Origin of the sequence: Roseimarinus sediminis (genome assembly GCF_050433125.1) — a bacterium.
Taxonomy (GTDB): Bacteria; Bacteroidota; Bacteroidia; order Bacteroidales; family Prolixibacteraceae; genus Roseimarinus; species Roseimarinus sediminis.
Genome location: NZ_JBNPXV010000002.1, coordinates 59,632 through 85,664 on the forward strand (window position 1 = coordinate 59,632; position 26,033 = coordinate 85,664).

Annotated in this window: 22 protein-coding genes; 10 read left to right on the forward strand and 12 right to left on the reverse strand. The window is 45.5% G+C overall.

What is annotated here, in order from left to right:
- Positions 1-83: 83 nt before the first annotated feature.
- On the forward strand, positions 84-1,625 hold the full coding sequence (locus tag FHS86_RS03255) for a YifB family Mg chelatase-like AAA ATPase (protein ID WP_429411094.1): 1,542 nt from the start codon (positions 84-86) through the stop codon (positions 1,623-1,625).
- Between the two features lie 239 nt (positions 1,626-1,864).
- The gene (locus FHS86_RS03260; RefSeq protein WP_429411096.1) at positions 1,865-3,334 is read left to right on the forward strand and encodes an OmpA family protein; all 1,470 of its coding nucleotides are present in this window, start codon (positions 1,865-1,867) and stop codon (positions 3,332-3,334) included.
- Positions 3,335-3,397: 63 nt separating this feature from the next.
- On the opposite strand, the gene FHS86_RS03265 is transcribed toward FHS86_RS03260, so the two are convergent.
- On the reverse strand, positions 3,398-4,606 hold the full coding sequence (locus tag FHS86_RS03265) for a uracil-xanthine permease family protein (RefSeq protein ID WP_429411097.1): 1,209 nt from the start codon (positions 4,604-4,606) through the stop codon (positions 3,398-3,400).
- 162 nt (positions 4,607-4,768) lie between these two features.
- Here FHS86_RS03265 and FHS86_RS03270 point away from each other — a divergent pair, with 162 nt between their 5' ends.
- The 6 genes from FHS86_RS03270 to mdh all read left to right on the forward strand — a co-directional run bounded on the left by FHS86_RS03270 (position 4,769) and on the right by mdh (position 10,434).
- Positions 4,769-5,449 carry an inorganic pyrophosphatase gene (locus FHS86_RS03270; protein ID WP_429411099.1) on the forward strand — a complete coding sequence of 227 codons (681 nt, stop codon included), beginning with the start codon at positions 4,769-4,771 and terminating at the stop codon, positions 5,447-5,449.
- Positions 5,450-5,467: 18 nt separating this feature from the next.
- Positions 5,468-5,935, forward strand: a complete 468-nt coding sequence (locus FHS86_RS03275; RefSeq protein ID WP_429411101.1) for a nucleoside deaminase — start codon at positions 5,468-5,470, stop codon at positions 5,933-5,935.
- A gap of 2 nt (positions 5,936-5,937) precedes the next feature.
- On the forward strand, positions 5,938-6,447 hold the full coding sequence (locus FHS86_RS03280; RefSeq protein WP_429411103.1) for a DNA-3-methyladenine glycosylase: 510 nt from the start codon (positions 5,938-5,940) through the stop codon (positions 6,445-6,447).
- A 159-nt stretch (positions 6,448-6,606) separates the two neighbouring features.
- Positions 6,607-8,271, forward strand: a complete 1,665-nt coding sequence (locus FHS86_RS03285) for a S41 family peptidase (protein ID WP_429411105.1) — start codon at positions 6,607-6,609, stop codon at positions 8,269-8,271.
- A gap of 255 nt (positions 8,272-8,526) precedes the next feature.
- Positions 8,527-9,249, forward strand: coding sequence for a head GIN domain-containing protein (locus FHS86_RS03290; protein ID WP_429411107.1), 723 nt, complete (start codon positions 8,527-8,529; stop codon positions 9,247-9,249).
- Between the two features lie 246 nt (positions 9,250-9,495).
- Positions 9,496-10,434 (forward strand): malate dehydrogenase, encoded by a 939-nt coding sequence (gene mdh / locus FHS86_RS03295; protein ID WP_429411109.1) that lies wholly within the window; start codon positions 9,496-9,498, stop codon positions 10,432-10,434.
- A gap of 98 nt (positions 10,435-10,532) precedes the next feature.
- Here the strand turns inward: mdh and FHS86_RS03300 are convergent, their stop codons facing one another.
- A complete protein-coding gene (locus tag FHS86_RS03300; protein WP_429411111.1) occupies positions 10,533-11,072 on the reverse strand; it encodes a hypothetical protein in 540 nt (179 codons plus the stop codon).
- 104 nt (positions 11,073-11,176) lie between these two features.
- A complete protein-coding gene (locus tag FHS86_RS03305; protein WP_429411112.1) occupies positions 11,177-11,653 on the reverse strand; it encodes a globin domain-containing protein in 477 nt (158 codons plus the stop codon).
- A gap of 132 nt (positions 11,654-11,785) precedes the next feature.
- Between FHS86_RS03305 and FHS86_RS03310 the strand changes: the two genes are divergently transcribed.
- The gene (locus tag FHS86_RS03310; RefSeq protein WP_429411114.1) at positions 11,786-12,460 is read left to right on the forward strand and encodes a hypothetical protein; all 675 of its coding nucleotides are present in this window, start codon (positions 11,786-11,788) and stop codon (positions 12,458-12,460) included.
- 623 nt (positions 12,461-13,083) lie between these two features.
- Positions 13,084-14,955 carry a CocE/NonD family hydrolase gene (locus FHS86_RS03315; protein ID WP_429411116.1) on the forward strand — a complete coding sequence of 624 codons (1,872 nt, stop codon included), beginning with the start codon at positions 13,084-13,086 and terminating at the stop codon, positions 14,953-14,955.
- A 16-nt stretch (positions 14,956-14,971) separates the two neighbouring features.
- Here FHS86_RS03315 and FHS86_RS03320 read toward each other — a convergent pair whose 3' ends face one another.
- The 9 genes from FHS86_RS03320 to FHS86_RS03360 form a co-directional block, all read right to left on the reverse strand.
- Entirely contained in the window at positions 14,972-15,649 is a 678-nt protein-coding gene (locus FHS86_RS03320; RefSeq protein WP_429411118.1) for an RloB family protein, read from the reverse strand.
- Between the two features lie 2 nt (positions 15,650-15,651).
- A complete protein-coding gene (locus FHS86_RS03325; RefSeq protein ID WP_429411120.1) occupies positions 15,652-16,986 on the reverse strand; it encodes an AAA family ATPase in 1,335 nt (444 codons plus the stop codon).
- Positions 16,987-17,174: 188 nt separating this feature from the next.
- Entirely contained in the window at positions 17,175-17,738 is a 564-nt protein-coding gene (locus tag FHS86_RS03330; RefSeq protein WP_429411122.1) for a c-type cytochrome, read from the reverse strand.
- Complete coding sequence (locus FHS86_RS03335) at positions 17,725-18,918, reverse strand: hypothetical protein (RefSeq protein ID WP_429411124.1); 1,194 nt, start codon at positions 18,916-18,918, stop codon at positions 17,725-17,727. The genes FHS86_RS03330 and FHS86_RS03335 overlap by 14 nt, the downstream gene beginning before the upstream one ends.
- A complete protein-coding gene (locus tag FHS86_RS03340; RefSeq protein ID WP_429411126.1) occupies positions 18,915-19,436 on the reverse strand; it encodes a DUF3341 domain-containing protein in 522 nt (173 codons plus the stop codon). Before FHS86_RS03340 ends, FHS86_RS03335 begins: the two co-directional genes overlap by 4 nt.
- A 2-nt stretch (positions 19,437-19,438) precedes the next feature.
- Entirely contained in the window at positions 19,439-20,830 is a 1,392-nt protein-coding gene (gene nrfD / locus FHS86_RS03345) for an NrfD/PsrC family molybdoenzyme membrane anchor subunit (RefSeq protein ID WP_429411128.1), read from the reverse strand.
- Between the two features lie 35 nt (positions 20,831-20,865).
- Entirely contained in the window at positions 20,866-23,802 is a 2,937-nt protein-coding gene (locus FHS86_RS03350; RefSeq protein ID WP_429411130.1) for a 4Fe-4S dicluster domain-containing protein, read from the reverse strand.
- A 43-nt stretch (positions 23,803-23,845) separates the two neighbouring features.
- Positions 23,846-24,988, reverse strand: coding sequence for a cytochrome c3 family protein (locus FHS86_RS03355; RefSeq protein ID WP_429411132.1), 1,143 nt, complete (start codon positions 24,986-24,988; stop codon positions 23,846-23,848).
- 359 nt (positions 24,989-25,347) lie between these two features.
- Positions 25,348-25,992, reverse strand: coding sequence for a trimeric intracellular cation channel family protein (locus tag FHS86_RS03360; protein WP_429411134.1), 645 nt, complete (start codon positions 25,990-25,992; stop codon positions 25,348-25,350).
- Positions 25,993-26,033: the final 41 nt, after the last annotated feature.

Here is a 26,033-nt window from a genome sequence, read left to right on the forward strand (position 1 = left end):
TAAAAGCAAAGTGTTAAAATGGGGTCGATATAAGCACTTAACCAACAGCTTTTTGTAAATTGGGACATAAAAACATCCAGCCCATGTTGGTAAAAGTATTTGGAAGTGCAGTTCAGGGAATCGATGCGATAACCATCACCATTGAGGTGGCAGTTAGCAGAGGCATCAGGTACCACATTGTTGGTTTGCCCGATAATGCAGTGCGCGAAAGCCAGCAACGAATCGATTCAGCCCTTCTTGAAACAGGGTACAGGCTACCCGGCAAGAAGATCATCATCAATATGGCACCAGCCGATATCCGCAAAGAAGGATCGGCTTACGACCTGCCCATAGCCATTGGTATTCTTGCCGCTTCAGAGCAAATCAAAGTCGACCATCTTGAAAAATTCCTTATTATGGGAGAACTCTCACTCGATGGCAGTCTTCAGCCGGTGAAAGGAGTTTTACCCATTGCTATCAAAGCCCGTCAGGAAGGTTTTGAAGGTTTTATATTGCCCAGGCAAAACGCACGCGAGGCTGCGGTGGTCGACCGGCTGAATATATATGGTGTGGAAAATATCAGAGAGGTAATCGCTTTTGTTGAAGGCCGAAAAGAAATTCAGCCCACTGTGGTCGATACCCGCAAAGAGTTTTTTGAAAATATAATGCACAACGATCTCGACTTTTCGGATGTGAAAGGACAGGAAAATGTAAAAAGGGCACTTGAAATTGCAGCTGCCGGAGGTCACAACATCATTATGATTGGCCCGCCGGGATCGGGAAAGACCATGCTGGCCAAACGTATTCCTTCAATATTGCCGCCTTTTACCCTGCATGAGGCGCTCGAAACTACAAAAATTCACTCTGTTGCAGGGCAGCTCAATGGTGAAACCTCGCTAATGACCTGTCGTCCTTTTCGTTCGCCTCACCACACCATTTCCGATGTTGCCCTCGTTGGCGGAGGTACCTATCCCCAGCCCGGTGAAATTTCACTCGCTCATAATGGTGTTCTCTTTCTTGATGAACTCCCTGAGTTTAAAAGGGCAGTGCTTGAAGTAATGCGACAACCCCTGGAGGATCGGAAAATCACCATCTCGCGTGCCCGCTTTTCGGTTGAATATCCAGCCAGTGTTATGCTGGTTTCAAGTATGAACCCTTGTCCGTGCGGGTATTATAACCATCCAACACGCGAATGTGTTTGCGCACCGGGGATGGTGAGCAAATACCTTAACCGTATCTCGGGTCCCTTGCTCGATCGCATTGATATTCATCTGGAAGTCGTTCCTGTTCCATTTGAAAAATTGTCTTCTGACCCCCCTTCTGAGAGTAGCATTCCTATCAGACAAAGAGTAATCAGTGCCCGTCAGTTGCAGGCACAGCGCTTTAAGCCCCACGAAGGTATTTACTGCAATGCACAGATGAGCTCCAAAATGTTACGGACCTATGCCTTGCCCGATGAAGGTGGGGCTGAATTACTGAAAACAGCCATGGAGCGCCTTGGGCTGTCGGCCAGGGCTTACGACCGGATACTGAAAGTGGCACGAACCATCGCCGACCTCGAAGCCAGTGAATCCATTCTCTCACATCATTTGTCAGAAGCTATTCAGTACCGTAGTCTCGATCGTGAAAACTGGGGCGAGAAATAGAATATTTTGCAACGGTATTTCAATTCCTTTGCAATTTCCTTGCACTTGGGAAATGAAAACCTTAAATTATTTATGTTAATTAATAATCTTCTTAAAATTACCGGTAATGTTGAAGTCAATGCTTTTAACTTCTTATATTGTCGGCCGGATTAAATTTTGAGTTGTTTGGAGGAATGCATTTTGACGTGTATACAATGGGTTAATGGGGTGATTTATTGTTTAACACAAAAAATGTAATTATGAAAAAACCATTAATTGGAATGATGACATTGTTAATGATCATCATTAATGTTCAGGCTCAAACCATCGAAAAGAAATGGGGCTTTGGTGCCGGAGCGGGAGGATATTACAATCTTCAGAGTTCAAGTATCGGTTTATCACCCGAAGTCTATCTGAGTCGTTATTTGTCTCCATCGTTCGACCTGATGGGTGATATGTTAATTGGTTATTTTGGTAATCAGAATATCAACGAACCGCTTGATAATGTAAATGCTTCACTGAAATTGCGGTACAAGCTTTTTAACGGAAAAATTCTGCCTGTGCAAAATCGTTTTCAACCTTATCTTTCAGCGGGAGTGGGCTATTTATTCGACAACAGTGAAGCAGGACCTAATTTTAATTTGAGCGCTGGTATGAAATATCCGCTCAATAAGACCCTTTCGCTATTTGCTGAAACAGGTTATATTCATGGTATTGAAACCGAACGTACGATACCTCCGGCAAATAACCTGGTAACCGAACGTGATAACTTTTTAAAACTGGTTGCAGGTATCGAAATCAGCTTTATTCGCCAGAAAGATGGGGATAAGGATGGAGTGATTGATTTGTTGGATGAATGCCCCGATACGCCCAAAGGTGCTTTGGTTGATCTTAAAGGTTGTCCCTTCGACAGCGATGGTGATGGCGTTTTCGATGGCATTGATCAGTGTCCAAATACCATGACGGGAATTAAGGTAGATGCTGAAGGTTGTCCGCTCGACAGCGATGGCGACGGTGTTGCCGATCACATGGACGACTGTCCTGATACCCCGGCAAAAGTGAAGGTGGATGACAGGGGTTGTCCGTTTGATGAAGACAACGACGGAGTTTACGATGACGATGACCGTTGTAAAGGCACACCAGCCGGAGTAAAGGTTGATAAAAATGGTTGTCCGGTCGATAGTGATAACGACGGAGTTAATGATGATGTTGACCAGTGTCCCGATACGCCAAAAGGTGTAAGTGTTGATGAACTTGGATGCCCGGCCGATGGGGATAAAGATGGTGTAAGTGATGCGCTCGATCAGTGTCCTGAGACTCCCGAAGGAGCCATTGTCGATGATAAGGGCTGTATTAACCACAGTGCCAATATCGAGCTGATCAACGCTAAGCTTGCCCCTGTATATTTTAATACCGATCAGTCTGAAGTGTCAAGTGCTCAGCATCAAAAAGTGGATGAGCTGGTTAAAATTCTAAAGCAATATCCCGAATACAAGGTAAATCTTTATGGCCATGCCGATAGCAGGGGAAGTGAAGACTACAACCTGCAATTATCGAAAAAGCGTGTTGATCGTGTTGTGGCATTGATCAAAGCAAGAGGAATTGCCGACGAACAAATCAGAACAAAGGCGTTTGGCGAGTCTGAAGCTGATGAACAGCTCGAAACAGAAGAACAAATGCGCGAAAACCGTAAGGTGGCTTCCTATATGTTTATTTCATTTGAAGACTAATACAGCATATTAACCAGATAAAAAAAGGAAGTTGAGATCAACTTCCTTTTTTTATCTGTCATTTTATTTTTTCATTTTAACTGGTTTCGATTTATCAGGGAGAATCAGGTTCAGCAATACTCCAACCAGCGATGCAAGTCCTATTCCGGCCATCGAAAAATTTCCAAATTCAACTGCAGCACCTCCAATACCCACAGTCAGGATCACTGAAATAATGACCATGTTTCGGGTTTTGTTCATGTCGGTTTTTGAGTTGATGAGGGTTTTAATACCCACACTGGCGATCATTCCAAATAATAAAAGCATAATACCACCCAGAATGGCCGAAGGTATTGATTTCAAAATACCACTTACCTTGCCAATTACAGAAAAAAGGATGGCTGTAATTGCTGAAATCCTCAGAACCATCGGATTGTACATCTTGGTTAACGAAACTGCCCCCGTAACTTCCGAATAAGTGGTGTTGGGTACACTTCCGATTAAACCGGCAAATGATGTGGCAATACCATCGCCCAGCATGGTGCGGTGAAGGCCGGGATCTTTTACGTAGTCTTTACCCGACACGGCACCAATGGCATACATGTCGCCTACATGCTCAATAAGGGGAGCTACAGCAACAGGGATCATGTACAAAACAGCATTCCAGTCGAGTTTTGGCATGGTGAATTCGGGAAGTGCAATCCAATTGGCTTCCTGAACTAAGGTAAAATCTACCTTGCCAAGAATTACAGCCAGCACATATCCGGCAATAATTCCCATAAAAATTGGAATCAGTTTAATAAGCCCTTTGGTGTAAATTACCACTGCAATGGCTGTGAGCAGCGAAACAACCGCCAGTAACCAGTCTGTTTTGGCCATATCGACTCCGGCTGAAGCCAGTGATAAGCCGATCACCATAATAATAGGGCCAACAACTACTGAAGGAAAAATTCTTTCAATCAGTTTTTTACCACGCCATTTTACAAGTGCAGAAACAAGGGTGTAAACAAGGCCCACTGCAACGATGCCCGAAAGCATTCCGGCATAACCGTATCTTTCGGTCGCCTGAATGATGGGTGCAATAAATGCAAAACTACTGCCCAGAAATACGGGTACTTTCCCCTTGGTAATCAGGTGGAAAATCAGGGTGCCCACACCTGCCGAGAACAAGGCCAGACTGGGTTCTATGCCTACCAGTAAGGGCACAAGAACAGTGGCTCCAAAAGCGACAAAAAGGAACTGAATCCCGATAATGGTCTTTTTTGGAAAAGAGAATTTTGAGTCGAATTCCATTGAGATTTGATTTTTTTTTTCGCCGCCTAAGATACCTATTTAACAGTTGTTGTACAATGCTTCTTTTTCGGTTGTATAACAGCTTATTCTATTTTTTAGGCCCGCTTTTAAACTCCTTTCATCAAAAGGTGTTAATATTGTCGACAAACAAAAGATAAAAAAATGGCTGATAAATTCTCCGATCCCATTGGTCGACTCATGGGGCTCAGGTACAAATCGCACCCATGGCACGGTGTTAACATTGGCACCAATGCACCTGATGAAGTAGTTGCTTTTATAGAAATGGTATCGACAGATACTGTTAAATATGAGATTGATAAAGATTGCGGTTATCTGAAGCTCGATCGTCCTCAGAAGTATTCAAGCCTGCTTCCTGCCCTTTATGGTTTTATTCCTCAAACTTTCTGCGGTGGTCGTGTGGGTGATTTTTGTTCGGAAAAAACCGGACGCCCGGGCATTATCGGTGACGGTGATCCCATCGATATTGTGGTACTGACTGAAAAAACAATTGCACATGGCGACATCCTGGTCGATGCAAAACCGATTGGCGGTTTCCGCATGATTGATGGAAAGGAAGCCGATGATAAAATCATTGCCGTACTGCGCAACGATGTGGTGTATGGTGAATATGAGGACGTGTCGGAATTGCCCGAAATTGTTGTGAAGCGACTAAAGCATTATTTTCTGACTTACAAGGATCTGCCCGGTACTGCCATGGTGGCTGAAATTCCGGATACCTACAGCGCTGAAGAAGCCCGTAAGGTGATCCAATTGTCGATGGACGATTACAGTGAGCGCTTTGATAACCTTGGAGCCCTTTTATACAAAAAAGGATCCAGGTAAACTGATTACTTTTGCCCTATGATTGAAAATAAATTTATGACCCGCGCGCTGGAGCTGGCTGCCGAAAATGTTGATAAAAAAGGGGGACCTTTTGGTGCGGTGATTGTGAAGGATGGTAAAATTATTGCAGAAGGAGTCAATCAGGTTCCTGTGTTGAATGACCCGACAGCCCATGCCGAAGTACAGGCCATCAGGGCCGCCTGCAAGGTGTTGAATACTTTTAATCTCGAAGGCTGCGAGATCTATACCTCTTGTGAGCCCTGCCCGATGTGTTTTTCATCGATTTACTGGGCTCACCTCGATAAAGTATATTATGCGGCCAACCAGTTCGATGCCCGCCAGGCAGGCTTCGACGATGCTTTTATTTACGACGAAATAAAGCTCGACATCAAAGAACGAAAGATCCTGTTTGTAGAGTTGCCTCACGGGAAAAAAACTTTTCCTTTTGAGCAATGGGATCAACTGGAAGATAAAATCACTTATTGATCATGACAAAACGGCTTGATCAGCAGTTTTTTCTTTCCGATGCAGTCGATGTGGCAAAGGCCCTGCTTGGCAAGGTATTGGTTCGTCGTTTCGACTCCGGCCTCATCATTCGCCGGCAAATAACCGAAACTGAAGCTTATCGGGGGGAGGATGACCTGGCCTGCCATGCCTGCAAGGGACTTACCCCGCGTACCAAAGTAATGTACCAACAGGGTGCCCTGGTATATGTTTATCTGATTTACGGCATGCACTGGATGCTAAACTTTGTTACTTCAGAAGCAGGCTTTCCGGCGGCCGTGCTTATCAGAGCTGTAGAGGGTACCAGCGGCCCGGGCCGTGTTGGCAGACTTCTGGAACTGGATGCTTCATTTTATGGTGAAGACCTAACTGTATCACAACGCATTTGGATTGAAGACCAGGGCCACGTCCCACAAATCAACGCTTCGGCGCGCATTGGCGTAGCTTATGCCGGCAGCTGGGCCTTGAAACCCTGGCGTTTTACCGCAGAATAAAACGATGGTATTTTGTTGGATTTAGCGCGTTGTTCTTCCGCTGTAACATTCCGTTCAGCATCAATTCACAAAGTTTAATACTTTTTTAAATCTCCCATTCGGTGGATTTGTTATTTTTGTTCTTTCCTTTAAAAAATTAAGTAATTAAAATATAGATAGATGAGAAGAAGAAAGCTGATATTTGGTATTTCGGCCTTATTGCTTGGTGGTTTTTTACTGAGTAGTTTGACCAATGTTGACAACAAAAATTTTGAAATTGCCAAAAACCTCGATATTTATTATTCCCTTTTTCGTGAATTGAATACTTTTTATGTCGACGAAATTGATCCTTCCAAACTGGTAAAGGAAAGCATCGATGAAATGCTTAGTGAACTCGACCCCTACACCACCTTCATTCCTGAAAGTGATATTGAAGACTACCGCTTTATGACCACCGGTGAATATGGTGGAATTGGTGCCTTAATTGCCAAACATGACGATCAGATTGTGGTGTCGGAACCTTACGAAGGTTATCCTGCCCAAAAATCAGGACTGATGGCCGGAGATGTTTTTCTGGAAGTGGCCGGTGAAAAGGTCGATAAAATGGATACGGAAGATGTGAGCAATCTGTTGAAAGGGGCAGCCGGACAGGCAGTAAAGATTAAAGTGAGTCGTTTGGGCGAGAAAAAACCTTTGGAATTTAGCATTGTACGCGAGAAGATATCCATCGATCCCGTGAGTTATTCGGGCATGCTCGACCAGCAAACCGGGTATATTCGCCTGACCAACTTTACCAAAGATGCTGCCGAAAAAGTAAAAAAGGCATTGCTCGAACTAAAAGACCAGGGAGCACAACAGCTGGTACTCGACCTGAGAGGAAACCCCGGCGGACTGCTGATGGAATCGGTGAATATGGTGAACCTGTTTATCGACAAAGATCAGGAAGTGGTCAGTACCAAAGGCAAAGTGTCGCAATGGGATAAAAGCTATGCTACCACAGGAACCCCTGTCGATTTGGATATTCCGCTTGCAGTGCTGGTTAACAGTGGTTCGGCTTCAGCCTCCGAAATTGTTTCGGGCACCATTCAGGACCTCGACCGTGGTGTGGTAATCGGTTCGAGAACCTTTGGCAAGGGATTGGTACAAACTACCCGCGACCTGAGCTACAATGCCAAACTGAAAGTAACCACCGCAAAGTATTACATTCCCAGCGGACGCTGTATTCAGGCACTCGACTACTCCCATCGCAATGAAGACGGAAGCGTGGGCCATGTTCCCGACTCGCTGATCAGTGAGTTTCAAACCTTGAACGGTCGTAAGGTGTACGATGGCGGCGGTATTATACCCGATATTGAAATTGAAAATGAAATGCTCAGTAACCTTTCGATTCAATTGATTCGTCAGTTTAAGATCTTCGACTATGCTACCCGCTACCGTATCGAAAACCCTGTTATTGCCGATGCTGCTGTATTTGAGATCAACGATGAGATTTACAACGATTTCATTAACTATGTTGAAAGTTCAGATTTCACTTATACCTCCGAAACGCAAAAAATGCTTGAACAGCTCAAAGAAATGGCAGGAGAGGAGAAATACCTCGATATGGCTTCGGATGAGTTCAGTGCACTGGCTTCCAAACTGGAACTCGATCTTGATCGTGATTTGAAAAAATTCAGGGAAGAGATTGCCATGATTCTCAAAAATGAACTCGTGTCGCGCTATTATTACCAACGTGGTAGTGCCATTGCCGGCGTAAACGACGATAAAACCATCGCAAAGGCACTGTCGGTATTGAACGATCAAGCACAATATGAACAACTGCTAAGCCCATTGGCACAACAGTGATAAAATATGCTAAGCTCCTAAAAAGCCCCGGTTCGTCCCGGGGTTTTTTGTTTAAAGTGTTTATTCCTTACTTCACCGGTGTTTTTACTTCGTTCACATATTTTCTTCCGTGGATGTAACATTCAGCGATTATCTTCGTCTTGTTTTTAGTGGTCAGGCATGAAGCTGATTTCAAAAGGAATTGATTATCTGCAAGTCTTGTGCTGGTGTTTCATAAACAACACGAATAAATTACCAACTTAAAATAAAACAGCAATGAAGCAATTCAAACTTTATTTGTCACTTGCAATGGTGATGATTTTAGCCTTTGCGGGCAATGCAAATGCTTGGAGTAAAAAAGTAAAGGGTAACGGAAATGTGGTGAAGGAAACCCGTGAAGTGGGCAGTTTCACTACCATTAAGGCCAGCGCCGGTGTCAATGTGTTCCTCTTTCAGGGCGATGAAGAAAAGGTAGTGGTCGAAGCCGATGAAAACCTGCAGGAATGTGTTGTGGTCCGTACCAGGGGCGATGTACTCACTTGCTACATCGACTGCAGTATCCTTTATTCAAAAAAACTGAATGTGTATGTTAACTTCAAAACACTAAAGCGTGTAGACGCTTCTTCGGGAGCCGACGTGTACGGCGAAACACTCATCAGGGCCGAAACTCTGAATCTGCATTCTTCGAGCGGGGCCGACATCAAACTCGAAATCGATGCCGATGAAGTGGAATGCTCGAGCGATAGCGGAGCCGACATCGTATTGAAAGGAAAAGCCGACCGCTTCGACGGCAATGCATCGAGTGGTGCCGATATTAAGGCTTCCGACCTCGAAGTAGACCGATGCAAGGCCTCCGCTTCAAGCGCAGGAGATATTAGCATCAGGGTACACGATGAAATCAATGCCAATGCAAGCAGCGGTGGCGATGTTACTTATTATGGAAATCCCGATCGGGAGTACATTTCCGAGTCGAGCGGCGGAGATGTGAGAAAACGTTAGCACTTTATTACATTTACCATAGCATTAGGGCAGGATATTCTCCTGCCTTTTTTTATCTTTGCAATATATTGATATATAGATTGTTTAATACGAATGTCCTTCCTTTTATCTAATTGTTAACTTGTAGTAGGCACGATCTTATTCATTTTTTTGTTAGCTTAATCGGTTTAATTTTGTTAACACTGAGTTAAAGAAGGAAAGTTTAAACACAAATTATAAACAAGTAGAATAATAAAATCTTTAAAGATGACAAAAGTAACAGTAGTAGGTGCTGGTAATGTGGGTGCTACATGCGCACAGGCCGTAGCCGAAAAAGGAATTGTAAAAGAGGTTGTGTTGCTCGATATCAAAGAGGGTCTGGCCGAAGGAAAATCGCTCGACCTGTGGCAAACAGCTCCTGTTAATTACTACGATACACGCATTGTAGGATCGACCAACGACTATGAAAGAACGGCAGGTTCAGAAGTTGTAGTAATTACCTCGGGTGTACCGCGTAAGCCGGGCATGAGCCGCGACGATTTGATTTCGATTAACGCAGGCATTGTGAAAAGTGTTACTGAAAATATTGTGAAATATTCGCCCGATGCAAAAATCATTATCGTTTCGAATCCGCTCGACGTAATGACGTATTGCGCCTTTTTGGCAGCCAATAAAAGCAAAAACGAAGTATTTGGTATGGCCGGAATCCTCGATACGGCCCGTTACCGTGCTTTCCTGGCCGAAGCACTCGATGTAAACCCCAAAGACATTCAGGCCCTGCTCATGGGCGGTCATGGCGATACCATGGTTCCGCTGCCACGTTATACCACCGTTGCAGGAATTCCGGTCACCGAGCTAATCGATGAAGACCAACTGAACGCCATTATCGATCGTACCAAGAAAGGTGGCGGCGAACTGGTGAACCTCATGGGTACTTCAGCCTGGTATGCTCCGGGTAGTGCTGCTGCTCAGATGGTAGAAGCCATTGTGCTCGATCAGAAACGCATTTTCCCTTGCTGTGCTTACCTCGAAGGAGAATACGGCCTGAACAACATCTACATTGGTGTTCCTGTAAAACTAGGTAAGAACGGTATCGAAGAGATCATCGAAGTGAAACTGAACGATGAAGAGAAAGCCCTGCTCGATGGTTCGGCCAAATCGGTTAAAGATGTGATGGACGTGCTCGATGGCATGAAACTGTTTTAATAAATCTTCTGAATTAAAAGTAATAAGCCATCCCGGTAATTCGGGATGGCTTTTTTGGGCCCCGGGGCAAGGGCCGTATCAAGGGAAAACATGGCTATTTATTTTCGCTCTTTTCGCTTTCTTGCAATGCGGTCAATGAGTTCAATGAAATTCAACTCAAGCATTCCGGTATGTTGTTTTGAAGGATTGTAAGGGTTGCTTACAAAGCCGGACTGATAGTTACAGTGATATTCTTTTTTCAGCTGCAACATCATTACTTCCCAGTTTTTACTGAGGTTCTTTAATTCCTGTTCCTTTACCTCATCGCGGAACTTAACACTTACAGGTTCAATCTCGTAGCTGCTGTATTTTAATATGATTTTTTGCGGGTGATGGCCCAGGGGTTTCACGATCAACTTTTCACAGCCCATGTGATGCACCATAAGCGAATCGTCACGATGCAGATAGATTCCAAAGCTGCCGTTGGCACTGGTAGCCCAGGCTCTGAGCGTTTGATAGCTGATAAGATAGGCGTTTTCGGCCGGAAGGGAATCGGGTGTGAGCACCACGCCTTCGAACCAGATCAATTCGTTTTGCTCCGCTACCACAGTACTGGTGTCGGGTAATAGAAGTAAGGGAAATAGTAGCAGCGGCATCATGGCTTTCGTTGATTGATGGCTGCAAGGTAGGTATTAGTTATGTTAACAGGGGTTAAGCAGCGCTAACGAAAGCTAAGAAAGCTTAAGCAGTATTAAATGGTGCTTCAGGGTACCACCTGATAGCCGGTGTCGGCTTGTTTCCCGTCGACGCTGTTGATCATCCAGCTCGAGAAATTGTTCAGGTAGTTCCAGTAACTCTGAATCAGATGATCGGGCAGGGGCAGTTGAGGCATTAACTGCTGGTAGCAGCGCAGCCATTCTTCCCTTCCTTCGGCATCGATCTTAAACTGGGCATGCCGGCGCGTCATGGCCGGTTGGCCGCGGCGCATATTAAAGTAAGACGGGCCACCCATTACCTGAATGAAAAAATCGGCAGCATGTTGCTTGGCCATCTTCAGTTGTTCCTCATCGTGGGGAAAAAGATGCTTGATTTTACTCTGAACCAACAGGTCGTAATGGTCGCTCACCAGTTTCCGGATGCCTTCTTCCTTTAATACAGTCAGTATTCCCGGGCTGGGTTTCTGTACATTGAGTCGCTCACCATAGGTGGCAGGAGTTATTGTTAAGTCGATGTTCTTCATTTCTTTTCAGTTTATGCCTGAATCTGTTTTGCTTTAACACCCGCGACCCCTAAATGTTTGGAGAAAGTTGCAGAGAATGCAAAAACGAAACATCCTTTCCGGCTTTTCTTTGTTATCTTGAAAAAACATCACATGTCATCACTTCATACTACCTACCTGACTGCTGTTGCAGCCAAAAGCGCGGAGGAAATCTGTCGCGAAGGTTTTGCCGTTTTTCATCATGCCCTGCTTCCGCGCCTGCTTGAGGCAGGGAAAGAACCCGGTTTCGACCGGCAGGTGCTGGCACAATGCTGGGTGCTGGCGGGACAGGTGTACGGGCTTACCGGCGCTCCGCTAAAAGCGCAACAGTGTTTTCGCAAGGCCCTGGCTGCCGATGCAGCACATGCCGAAGCCCTGCATCAGCTCAGCTTGTCGCTGAAAGCTTGTGGCCGCTACAACGAAGCCTTCGAAAAGGCTATGCTGCTTACTGAACTTTTCCCCGATGAGTTGGAGTACCATTATCTGCGACAGGCAGTTCAGGACGCCATGGTTTACGATGAAGAAGCGGAGTATGCTGACGATGATTACTTGTGGCAGCTCAACGAAATGCTGGCCAACGAACAGTTTAATCAGGTGATCAATGACGTGCTCGAAAGCGACTTTGAAGAAGAACAACAACTACGCTGCCTGGCACGTGCCTTTGGTGCGGTGAGCCATCATGCCAATTGCCTTCAAACCTGGGAGACAATCAGGCGCATCAACCCCGAATCACAGACCGACCATGCCGACCTTTTTTATCTGCCCCGTGAACTGCAGCAAGGGTTTTAAAATAAAAGATAAAAGATGGAAGACAAAAGACAAAAGATGGAAAAATGGTATCAGGTATCAAGAATCAAGACAAACCCCGTTGAAATATTCTCCTTCGTCGAATTTCACGGGGCAAGCAATAAGAAATGGACTCAGGTACTCAGGTACTCAAATAAGCAATATCCAATTAGACAAAGCACGCAAAAATTAAGACTTTAGGCTTCTCCACGGCTACGGAAGATAAATCGCTTTTAGGTTTTTTTGCTTAATGCCGTTAGGCATGGTGCATATTGTAACCTGCGATTTTAATCGCAGGAAAACAGATGATATGGAAAAAGAATGCCGTTAGGCATGGTGCATGTTATTGAAAAAAAGCTGAGTGAGATAGAGTTAACTCTGTCTCACCGAAATATCCAGGATTTAAACCACAATAGAAACAATAGTACACAATAGAAGGTAGGAGATGCAGTTCTTGCTCCTTAACTCATATCCAGAAGAAATGATGGAGCTCTGTTTTTACGATCCATTGCTTTCACTCCGAACTTTTTGGTGATCATGTTTTATGATATTAGTTTTACCTGCCATGGTGTTGGGCTTTGTCAGAAAATTTTAATTTTGAAGTACTCAACGAAGAAGTGATACTGATGAAGACGATTTTATTCCTGCTACTATTTCTGGCATGTACTGCCTTTGCCGGTGAACCGGATGATGTAAAATTTTTTCAGGCAAACTACACGAAAACCGAAGTGTATATTCCCATGCGCGACGGGACGAAACTGTTTACCATTATTTATGCTCCGGTCGATCAGTCGGAAAAGTATCCGATATTGTTGAATCGCACGCCTTATGGTATTCCACCCTATGGCGATGAAAAAGAACTTGTTTTCCGTCGGGGCCTGCACCCCGGCTTTGTTCGCGAAGGCTTTATTTTTGTGTACCAGGATGTAAGGGGACGCTTCATGTCGGAAGGTGTGTTCGAACACATGAGGCCCCACATTGCCCTTAAGGAGAAGAATGAGCAGGTTGATGAAAGCTCCGATGCCTGGGATACCATCGACTGGCTGGTGAAAAATGTAAGGAACAACAACGGCAGGGTAGGAATGTGGGGCATTTCCTATCCCGGGTTCTATGCCTCATGTGCTGCCATCGATGCCCATCCGGCTCTGAAATGTGTTGCGCCCCAGGCGCCTATTTCCGATTGGTTCTTCGACGATCCGCATCACCACGGTGCCTTTTTTACTTCGATGATCGATTTTCTGGGCGTAATGGACATACCCCGTAAACAGCCCTGGCAAAACTGGTTGAAACCTTACGACTGGGGAACTCCCGATGGCTATCAGTTTTTCCTTGAGCTGGGTGCTTTGTCGAACGTTTCAAAAAACTACTTTGGCGACAGCATTGCTTTCTGGAATCACTTAATTGAACATCCCAATTACGATCAGTTCTGGCAGGAGCGCAATATTCTTCCTCATCTGAAAAACATTCAACCGGCCATTCTGGTCACCGGTGGCTGGTACGATGCCGAAGACCTGTACGGAACTTTTCATACCTACCAGGCCATGAAGCAGCAGACCAGCGAAAACGAGCGGATACAACTGGTGGTGGGGCCATGGATTCATGGAGGCTGGGCCCGTACCGATGGCGATCACCTGGGGAATGTCTCTTTTGAACAGAAGACTTCGCTGTATTATCGCGACAGCATTGAGCTGCCCTTCTTTGTTCATCATTTAAAACAAGAAGGAAAGCCCGAATTATCAACAGCGACCCTGTTCATGACCGGGCGCAATGAGTGGAAGACCTTCGACAGCTGGCCGCCTGACGGTGCTGTGTCACAACAAATCTTTCTTGGCGCTGGGCAGCAGCTTCATTTCAATTCTCTTGAAAAGGAAACGACTGCCTACGATGAATTTGTGAGCGATCCGATGAAGCCGGTTCCTTATACCGAAGATATCGCCTTTGGGATGACCAAAGAATACATGACCGACGATCAGCGTTTTGCCGGGCGCCGTCCCGATGTGCTGGTTTACCAAAGCGAAGTGCTGAGCGAAGACCTCGTACTTGCCGGCCCGCTGACTGCTCATCTCCATGTTTCAACCAGCCAGTCGGCAGCCGACTGGATTGTAAAACTCATCGACGTGTATCCGTCTGATGCGCCCGACCATGAGTTCACGGGCGAGGGACAGCACATGGCCGGCTATCAGCAAATGGTGCGCAGTGAGGTTCTGCGTGGCCGGTTCCGTAAGAGCTATGAACAGCCCGAAGCTTTTCAGCCGGATGAAATCACCGAAGTAAGCATTCCCTTGCAGGATGTACTGCATTGTTTCAAAAAGGGGCATCGCATCATGATTCAGGTTCAGAGTACCTGGTTCCCTTTGGTCGACCGCAATCCGCAAAAGTATGTCGAAAATATATTCAAAGCCACTGATAATGATTTTACCAGGGCGGTACACCGGGTATATCATAGCCCGGAGTATCCTTCGTATATCGAGTTCAGAAGCATTGATGGAGGTGAATAATTACTATTAACTGTATCTATTTTATAAGCTTTTCGACGAGCAAACAAACGCTGGTGCCTAATTCGTCAATGATAGCCAGATTGTCAACAGATAATTCTTTGGCCCGGCTCACTGCATCTTTGATTCCTTTTTCAAATTTCTCAAAATGCAATTTATTCTTGTTGTATCCGCCGAGAAGTTTTGAAAGCTCTTTTTCTAGATATCGTTTTTTACTTTTGGCTGTGGCTTTTGGGTTTGATAGTAATATTTCTTTGTTGTATAATTCAATAGATGTCAAATGCAATAACAGCCAAAATTCAAATGTAGGGTTTGATAGCGCTAAGTTATAGCCTTCAATTTTACATCTTTTAATAATCTTAAGCAACTGGTCTTTATTTACATTTTGTTGGTCTCTGTCAACGACCATCCATAATTCATTGGGGTCAACTCCATGAGCTTCCCAATACTCTTTTCTTTCATCAAGTAATTCAATTACATGGTTTGGGTGGCTTTTGGTGTCAGTCTCGTCGGCTTTTTCCAATCGTTCAATTCGAATCAACTCAGAGCGATTCAAATCATATATACCATCAAAATATTGTTCTTCTGTTTTTCCTTCGCCTGCAATTGAAATTACATACAAAGATTTTGCTGTTCTTGTAGCAGATTCAACCGGTCTTTCTCCAAAAGTGTTTTTTATCCTTAAACGACTTTTCATAATTAAAACTTTAAATTCTTAAAGCTTTTGAAAATTGGAATGGCGCCATATCTGCCTAATAAATAATCTTTGCTTACGATCTTATCATTCCGTACTTTGAATTCATCTAAGGAATACAGGCGGGATTGATTTTTCTCCTTTTCAACAAACCAGATTTCATCGCGACGCAATAATTCCAAGTCGAGTAGTAAGGATTCGTGAGACGTTGCAATTAGTTGACTTTCGTTATTCTCTGTTAGCTTGAGGAACAACTCAAAGATTCCATAGGTTAATTTTGAATGTAGGCTTCGGTCTAACTCATCAATTATAAATGTTGAATCCGTTTTTGATAGTTCATGAATTGCTGGTATAAAATCAAATAAGCGTTGAGTACCGTCCGATTCGTCCTCAATATCAAAAACAATTGAACTTCCTTCATCTGTGAGGTGCTCAAGACCTATTTTCTTCATCTTGTATTCATTACTTTCATTCTTCTTTAATGAGTAGGTAATACCATTTATTTCAAAAATTATCGTTTTGGCCTTCTCTATGTTCTTGGTTAAATCTTCTTTGATTTTTTTAGGAATATCGAAACTAGCTAAATCGATTTCTTCAGAAGTTACGTTGTTGATTCCGGTTTGAAAAACATTTAGAAAACTGTTAAAGGTAAGCGACATCGCAATGTCGTCACCGATGAAATTCAATCCGGCGAATTTAGAATCGGGTTTCAGAACCGTTAATTTTTTATCGAACCAATTATAAACATCGATGAAACTTACCACTTCGGGAAAGTCATCGATACTTTTCCTGTTCATTTCGCTCAGGAATAACAGACTATCCGCGTTTTGAAAATCTTCTTTGTAAACATCGAAACGTTTTTTGGCTTTTGGACTTAACTGAATTCCAATCTCAATTTCATGTCTTTGGGAACCATTAACGACCCTTTCAAATATTTTTTTCTCTTTACTATTTCCAATCTCGTAAAGCCATTCTTCAATTATTTTAAGTTCATTAAGTTGTACCGCAAAACCATAAGAATAATACCTGCTTCCGCATTTTATTTCATAATTAAAGATGGTGGGTTTATTCAAATTATCTTTCTTCAACCGAAAGTGACAATTTACAGGATTTAGCTTTTCAATTCCTTTTGTGATTACTTTTCGTGAGAAATCAATTGCCTTAACAAGGTTGGATTTGCCAGAAGCATTGGCGCCATAAATCACACCTGATTTTAGGATATTCACTCCGTCGCCTTTGACAATATGCGATGGAAGTCGCCTTTCTTTATTTGCGATTAATGAGAACTCAGTCTTTTCATTGAATGACAAAAAATTCTCAATATTAAATCTTATTAGCACGATACATTCTTTTAATTCGCCACAAAGTAACGAAAAAATCTCATATCATCTCATTGTCCTCTTGTTTATTTTACCTGCACTACCCTATATTATAATGTATGCCTACATCATTTTAAGGTCTGACACCTGGATATAAAAAAAGGCCGGAAAAATTTCCGACCCCTTTTTGCCTTATGTCAGTTTACGATTTATTCCAGTCCTTTTTCCTGAAGGTAATTAATGTAGTTTACCAGTTGCCAGGTATCTTCAATCGATAGTTGGGGGCCATGTGCTCCCATTACGCCAAAGCCTGCACGGATGTTATGGAACAATTGCCCGTCGGTTTTGGCCATGGCCCTTTCGGCATGGTAGCTGGCTGGAGGGTAGGGGTATTTTTTACTGGTAAAAAGAAATCCCTGTCCGTCGCCCTGCTCTCCGTGGCATATCATGCAGTAGATGTCGTACATTTCTTTGGCATGTTCCTGGTCGAACGCATCGGCCAGCGGGTTTTGCAGGCTGGCCGCCTTGAGTTCGTCTTCGGGAGTTTTTACAAAATGATAGGCATATTCGTGGGTAGCCACGGTTCCTTCAACCGGACCGGCCATGGTTTTGCCGTCGGGGGCATTGGGGTTCGCACTGTAGGTTTCGTAGGCCTGCGAATGTTCCATGTCGTTAAAGTAGCTCCATCCCGGATCGTTGCGGTTCGTGTCGCAGGCAGAGAGCAGCAGTGCTGCCATAATTCCGGGCAGAAGGTAGTGCTTAAAGATTTTCATAATGCAAGCTTTCTTTAAAATAGGGATGATTTTCGGGTACGGCTTTGGCCTTGCTGAACGAAACAAAAAATACAGCCAGAAACACGCCCAGGTACAGGAAGGGCAAGCCGATTTCGAGTACTCCGATTCCTGCAGCTTCGTGACCAACAGCTCCGGGCATAATGGCCAGGTACAGGTCGAGCCAGTGGCCTGCCAGAACGACCAGTGCAATTATGGCCAGGTACATGGGCTGACGTTTGGCGCCACGGGTCATCAGAGCCAGAAAGGGAAAGAGGAAATTAACCAGCACATTGACGTAAAACAGCGTTTCAAAGTGCTGCACTCTTTCAACATAATAATGCGTTTCTTCGGGAATGTTGCTGTACCAGATCAATAAGTACTGACTAATCCAAAGGTAAGCCCAGAATATGCTGAAGCCAAAGAGGTATTTTCCAAGGTCGTGCAAATGCTCTTCATTCACATTGGGCAGAATGTTGTATTGTTTGAAAAACACCGTCAGGATAATAATCAGCGCCAGTGCAGCCACAAACATGCCCGAGAAAATGTACCAGCCATACAGGGTGCTGAACCAGTGGGCATCGATCGACATAAGCCAGTCCCAGGCCGACATGGAGCTGCTGATGGCAAAGAATACAATGAACCATCCCGAGGTACTTCGCAGTCGTTTCAGGTAGTTTTCGATGGGTTCGATGTCGTTTTTAAGCGAAATCTTTCTCAGGTAACGTGCAAACAGGATCCAAACCGTAAAGTAGATGGCAGCCCTGATCAGCCAGAATGGAACATTCAGGTAGCCCTTCTTCATTTCGAGTATTTTATCGAGGTGTTCAGTATGGGTCCACTCAAAGAGGTCTTTCATTCCGGGCAGGGCCAAAAGGAAGAAGATGGCTGCAACGGGAAGTGTTTGTGCCATGGCTTCGGGTATGCGCTGTATGCTGGTTTGCCAGCCCGATTCTCCCAGGGTATTCACCGAGAAGAAAAAGAGGGCGCCCAAACCGAGGAAGAGGAACAGCATGGCATTTAACCACAGGTTGGCCCACAGTCGTTCCGATGGCAGGGGGTCGATGAACAATGCCCATATCAGCGCCAAAAGGCCAATGGAAACTCCGGCACCCACCAGTTGTTTTAAGGGTTTTCCAAATTTAAAAGGAAGGGCTTCAGGTATATTTTTCTGTTCAATCATTGTTTTCCTTTTACAAGTTTAACATCGAGTGCACCGGTACCGGCCAGTGCCGCCGACAGCTCTGTTTCGTTCATCTGGTTGTTTTTATCGCTTAGTATGATCTGGAAATGATCGTCGGTAACCAGTTCGTCGAGTATATCGGGTTCTGATCCCGGCCCCAGCTTTGAGCGTACCAGAAAGGCAATGCCCATGGTGTAGGCTGCAAAAAGCACGGTCAGCTCAAAGGTAACGGGTATAAACGATGGCAGCGAAAGGAAGGGTTTTCCTCCGAAATTAAGGGGCCAGCCCTGGGTAAAAACCCAGATTTGAAACAGTAAGCCCAGTGTTCCTCCGACCACACCAGCCAGAAAGGCCACCTTGGGCAGGTGGGAGCGGTGGTATTTCAGCACCTGATCGAGGCCATGAACAGGAAAGGGAGTACGCACATCGTCAATTTGAATGCCTTTTTCCTGAAGCTCCCTGATCCCTTCGAGCAGGTCGAGTTCGTCGGTAAAATGTCCGTAAATGATGGCAGCCATAGTTAATGTTTTTCCTGGTTATGATTTTTAACTGATTTCGGGATAAACTTTTTGGCCGATGAACGGGCAACCGATTTTACTTCGGCCAGCGCAATCACCGGGAATACCCTGATGAACAGAAAGAACAGCGTAAAGAACAAACCGAAGGTGCCCAGGTAGATGGCTACCTCGACCCAGGTGGGTTTGTACATGCTCCAGCTCGATGGCAGGTAGTCGCGGTGCAACGAAGTTACCACAATCACAAAACGCTCAAACCACATCCCGATATTCACAAAGATGGAAAGAATGAAGGTGAAGGTGAGGTTGGTTCTTAGTTTCTTGAACCAAAGCAGCTGTGGTGAGATTACGTTGCAGGTCATCATGATCCAATAGGCCCAGGCATAGGGGCCCAGCGCGCGGTTCACAAAGGCATAGCGCTCGTACTGAACTCCGCTGTACCAGGCCATGAATAACTCGGTAATGTAGGCGATGCCGACTATGGAGCCGGTGGCGATGATGATCTTATTCATCGATTCAACATGACCCACGGTGATGTATTCTTCCAAATGCAGGGCTTTGCGTGTTACAATCATCAGGGTGAGCACCATGGCAAAACCCGAGAATACGGCACCCGATACAAAATAAGGTGGAAAGATGGTGGTGTGCCAGCCGGGAATTACCGAAGTGGCAAAGTCGAAACTCACAATGGTATGTACCGAAAGCACCAGTGGCGCTGCCAGCCCGGCAAGTATAAGGCTCATCGATTCGTGGCGCTGCCAGTGGCGTGCCGAGCCTTTCCAGCCAAAACTAAGGAAGTTGTAAGCTTTTTTCTTCCACAGGGTTTTCATACGGTCGCGAATGGTTCCGAGGTCGGGCAGTAGTCCCATGTACCAAAACAGAAGCGATACCAGTAAATAAGTCGAAATGGCAAAAACATCCCACAACAGGGGCGAGTTAAAGTTAACCCACAGCTCGCGGGTATTGGGATAGGGGAAAATGAAAAATCCCAGTGGCAGTCGTCCCATGTGTATGAGCGGAAACAAGCCGGCACACATTACCGCAAAGATGGTCATGGCCTCGGCTGCCCGGTTAATACTGGTTCGCCATTTCTGACGGAAAAGGAGCAAAATGGCGGAAATAAAGGTGCCGGCATGGCCAATACCCACCCACCATACAAAGTTGGTGATGCTCCATCCCCAACCAATGGTGCGGTTAACGCCCCAGGTTCCTATACCAAACCAGATGGTATAGGCAATCATGGCAAATCCAAATACCATGACCACAAACGAGAGTCCAAATCCCATGTACCAGAGTTTACCTGGTTTGGCATGGATTGGAGCGGCCACATCGTTTGTAATGTCGCTGTAGCTTTTTTCGCCGTTGATTAATGGTTCTCTGACCGTTGATGTGTACATAAGCTATCGGTTAGTTTTAGCTATTTCGTTGTTAATCAGCTTTTGTTTCTAATCTTTGTTAAGTATCCCACACTTGGGAGGGTGTGAATTTCTTCGAGCAGGTGATAGTTGCGCGGATCTTTCATCATTTTTGCTACTTCGCTGTCGGGATTGTTTACATCGCCAAACACGATGGCATCGGCACTGCATACCTGCTGGCAGGCAGTGAGCAGTTCGCCGTCGTAAAGCGGGCGTCCTTCCAGTTTGGCATTCAACTTCTTCTCCTGAATACGCTGAACACAGAAAGAGCACTTTTCGATTACCCCTTTGGCCCGTACGGTCACGTCGGGATTGTGTCGCATCCGGCTCAGGTCGAGTGTCAGATTGGCCGGGTCGTAACGGTTGTTGGGGATGGCATCGGCCCCGGTGTAGTCGAGCCAGTTAAAACGACGCACCTTGTAGGGACAGTTGTTGTTGCAATAGCGCGTTCCAATGCATCGGTTGTAGGCCATTTGGTTCAAACCTTCGCTCGAATGGTTGGTAGCGGCTACCGGGCATACGTTCTCGCAGGGCGCATTGTCGCAATGCTGACACATTACCGGCTGACGAACTACTTCGGGATTGGTATCGTCGCCATTGTAGTAGCGGTCGATGCGAATCCAGTTCATTTCGTGAACCTTCAGCACTTCCTGCTTGCCCACTACGGGAATATTGTTTTCGGTATTACAGGCCAGAACGCAGGCACTGCATCCGGTACACTTGCTTAAATCGATGGCCATGGCCCATTTGTGCCCCTTGTATTCATGAGGAGGGTACAAGCTGGTTTTATGGTGTTCCACTTCTTCGTGCATCTCGTTGCCGGCATTGGGTTGGGCCTTCCATTCACTAAGGGTCGCCTCACGCACAATGGGACGCCCTTCCATCGACTGATGACCCTGAACCAGGGCGAGTTGGTCGAACTCGCCGGTTTTTTTGAGATCCAGCCCGTGCACTGTCAGTGAACGGAAACCTTCTTTCTCATCAATCAGCGGATAAGCATTCACTCCGGTGATTAATTCCTGAGGAATGCCGGTACTACGGCCGTAGCCCAGCATGATGCTGATGGTACGATCGGCCTGACCGGGTTGAACAAAGGCCGGTAATTTCAGTGCTCCCACCTGAACCACGTCGCCGTTTTTAATTCCCATCTGACGGGCAACTACAGGAGCAATCGATGCATAGTTGCCCCAGGCAATCCTTGTTACCGGGTCGGGGCATTCCTGCAGCCAGGGGTTGAGCGGACCGTGTCCGGTACCGGTGTTAATTCCTTCGGTGAGTTCGACTGAATAGCCGGCAGGAAAGCTTTCGTCATTCACTTTCCTAAGGGCAGTGGCTGCTTCGTTGCTTTGTATGCTGATGCTTTGTGCTTCAATATTGTATGCGAATTCGCCCCGTCGGAGTACATCGACCCAGAAACGATCGGGATCGGTGCTTTCGTTTTGTTTTGGATAGTAATTCTCTGTCCAGTAGTTTTTTATGTAGTCGCGCCAGCCGGTTTCGTTGCCCAGCCAGCTTAGGAGTGTTTCCTGTGCCTGCCTCGAATCGAATAATTTATACAGCGTAGGTTGAAGCACGGCAGCAATTCCGCTTTTGTATTCCGCATCGTCCCAGCATTCGAGGTAGCCCGGCGACGGAAGCACATAGTTGCAAAGGGCTGCACTTTCGTCGGGCAGCGCACCCAGCGCAACCGATAAACGGGCATTCTGAATGGCTTCCTTTATTTTTTCTGCCTGCGGGGCATTGTATACAGGGTTGACATCCCACAGAATGACCGCAGCGGGATTGCCTGAAAGCAGGGATTCCGACCAGTTGTTATTTCCGCGGTAATGATTGTAAGAATGGTCCCAGGTGATGGTTTGTCCCACATTGCCGAGCATGTAATTGATGCTGTTCACCAGTACCTGGTAGTCGGGATTGTTTTCACCGCATACGAGTAACGATTGTCCCTTGTTGCGGCTCAGGTCGGCCAGCACTTTTCCCAGGTCTTCACGTAACTCTTCCGGTGGAAGTTTTCCTTCGATAAGTGGCAGATCCTGTTGTGAAGCAAGGTGATTGTGCAGGTAAAGCAGAATGGCTCCGTAATCGCTACGGTCGGCACGAATTCGGATGTCGGCGTTGGAGCCGCTTAGCGACATGCCGGCTTCGATCTGGTAATGCCGGTTGAGGTCGTGTTGGCCTTTTCGCAGGTCGCGGCGCTGACTGTACTGTGTCGAGAATTCTACCGGCGAAAGCCAGGTTCCCAGAAAGTCGCAGCCCAGGGCGACAATGCATTCGGCCTTGTCGAAACGATATTGAGGCAGGGCCTCGTTACCAAAGAAGCGACGATTGGCTTCGCGGTATGCATCCATTGGGATGGCATCGTACATTTGCCACTCGGCACTGTATGCCCGTGTGAATTCGCCAATGAGCTGACGGGTGGAAGGACTGATGATGGTAGGGGTAAGGAGTACAATCTTTTCACCTTTTTCAGCTATTTCTTTCAACTGGGCACTGATTTCCTGATCGGCTGTGGTCCAGTCGGCTGTTTCCCCATTTATAAGGGGGGAAGCATAGCGGTTTACATTGTACACATCGAGTACCGAAGCCTGTACCTTTCCGCTGGTTCCTCGTGGCGTAATCAGCGATTTGGGGTTGGGTTCCAGTTTGATGGGCCGGCTGTCGCGTACCTTCACCAGAACACTGCAATATTCGTTCTGATTAAAATACGACGATGCATAATAGGCTGCTTTTCCCGGTGTGATTTCTTCAGGTTTAATGAAGTAAGGAATTGCTTTTTCGACCGGGCGCTGGCACGAGGCTATCAGTGCAGCCGAAGCTGAACCAAGTCCCAGCACTTTCAGGAAATTTCGTCGTGATGTCGGACTGCTAACGACTTGCTCGCCGGCTGCCAGTCTTACATCTTCTTCCGGCTCAAATTCGTCAAGAATATGCCAGTATTTGTTTTCTTCACTCATCAAGTTAACTTTTGAACGGTGACGGAATGGTTTATATATCAGATTAGTAATGACATTTTGCACATTCGTTGGCGCCTATGTCGCTGGCCATGATCGAATCGCGCACTCCTGCATCGAGGTTCTTGTGGAAATCCTCGAATACCGAATGATAATATTCGTTGTTTTCAAAATCGACCTTGGTGTCGCGGTGACATTCGAGACACCAGCCCATCGACAGATCGTTTTCCTGTTTCACAATGTGCATTTCTTCAACTGCACCGTGACACGAGGCACAATCCTGCTTTCCGGCTCCAACGTGCTGGGCATGGGCAAAAAATACATGATCGGGAAGCTGGTGAATTCTGATCCATTCAATGGAACGTCCTTCTTCGTGTGCCTTCACCAGTTTATCGATTTCGAAGCGACCAGAACGGGAACCCTCGCGAACAATCACATGGCAATTCATACACAGGTTGGTCGAGGGGATGTTGGCCGATTTCGATTCATCGGCAGTATGATGACAATACATGCAATCGATCTGGTTATCGCCGGCATGTACTTTATGTGAAAACTTAATGGGCTGATCGGGCTGATAGTTCTCGCTTCGTCCCAGTTTAACAGCTTCTTCATAGAGCATAAAAAGCTGGTAACTAAAAGCTCCCAGGAAGATAAGCAGCGGAACGAGCTTGAACTTTACTTTATGAAAATACAACAGATCGAGCAGGGCCCATGTAAGCACAAGTCCCAGCACGATAAACAGCATTAAGCGCAATGCCGAAGGTTTTTCTGCCGGCAATCCATGGTCGGCCATGCTGTCCATGTAAGCTTTTACGTAAACATACTGGTCTTCGGGTACATCAATTTCGGCATGCGCTGTCGACATCACTTTACCAAAAGGAGACGACAACACATCTGTCAGCTCTTCAAGTGTTTTGTCACGGTACTTTTCTGCAATTTCGATGGCTGCAGGATTCCAGTTGATGGTGTCGGCAGGCTGAAGGTAGTGGCACGATACACACGAAGGAGCCTTGCTGCCCTTTGGCAGCAAACCCTTAAAATAACGTTCGCCTTGTTTAACATCACTTTTGGAATAGCTTCCTGAACCGGGATCGACATCATTGGCCTGAACGGCCATGAATGAGAATAAGAAAAGTGCCAGCAATGTGAGGTTGACATAACTTCGCACTTTAAGATGCTGATGACTCATGTTCAATCGTTTAATTAAATTAGCATTGATTAGCGGAACCGACCCGCATCGCTTTATGTTTTGGCTCTTGGTATTATCAAACACAGAAAACTAAGCTTTGTTGGTAACAGTTAGTTGTTTAGTGAATAAAAACCATTGAATATGCGATGAATTGCTGCGAAATTATCAGCTGGTCAACAACACACTCTGTGATCTTTATCACCAAAACAACACAGGCACCAAAAAAAAGTTGAAAGAAAACTGAACACTTTTTAACTTTTTTTTCAAAATGTTCATTCCGAAGTTTTTAAGATGAACAATTCCATAACGATTCAGCTGATCATTAAGGCGACAGAAGAACTAAGTAGTAGCCCAAGGGCTTATTTTTCAGCTTGCTGCTGCTTGTTTGATGCTTCTTTACGGTAAAGCGAAGGCAGAGCAATGTCGTAATAAATTACAACAAGCCGTAAGGTAATAATAAGCACTACGGGAATGATTTGTAAATAAGGCTGATGGATGTTGAGATAGTAAAGCGTAAGGTAAACCATTGAGCCCAAAATACTAACAGTGGCATAAATTTCTTTCTTGAAGATCACCGGGATTTCGTTTACCAATATGTCGCGTACCACTCCACCGAAAGCGCCCGTCATGGTTCCCAGTATGATGCAGTTGATGGCATTGAGATCAAACTGAAGTCCGATTTGTACCCCTGTTACCGTATACAATCCAAGACCGATGGCATCGAAAAATAACAGAGGCTTGTTAATGTGGTTCAGCTTCGATCGAAAGATGATGGCGATGATGGTGCCGGCAATGATAAAATAGATGTACCATGATTGTTCGATCCAAAAAACGGTTTTACCCTCAAGCAGTATGTCGCGCAAAGTTCCACCACCCACTGCTGAAACAAAGGCGATAATGAATACACCAAAAGGATCAAAACGGTTTTTCATGGCGGTTAAGGCACCCGAAATGGCTAGTGCCAGTGCTCCGGCAATGCTGATATAATTGAGGATGGTATCCATGTTTTAAAGTTTTCGGCAGCAAGATAAAAAATATATTTTTG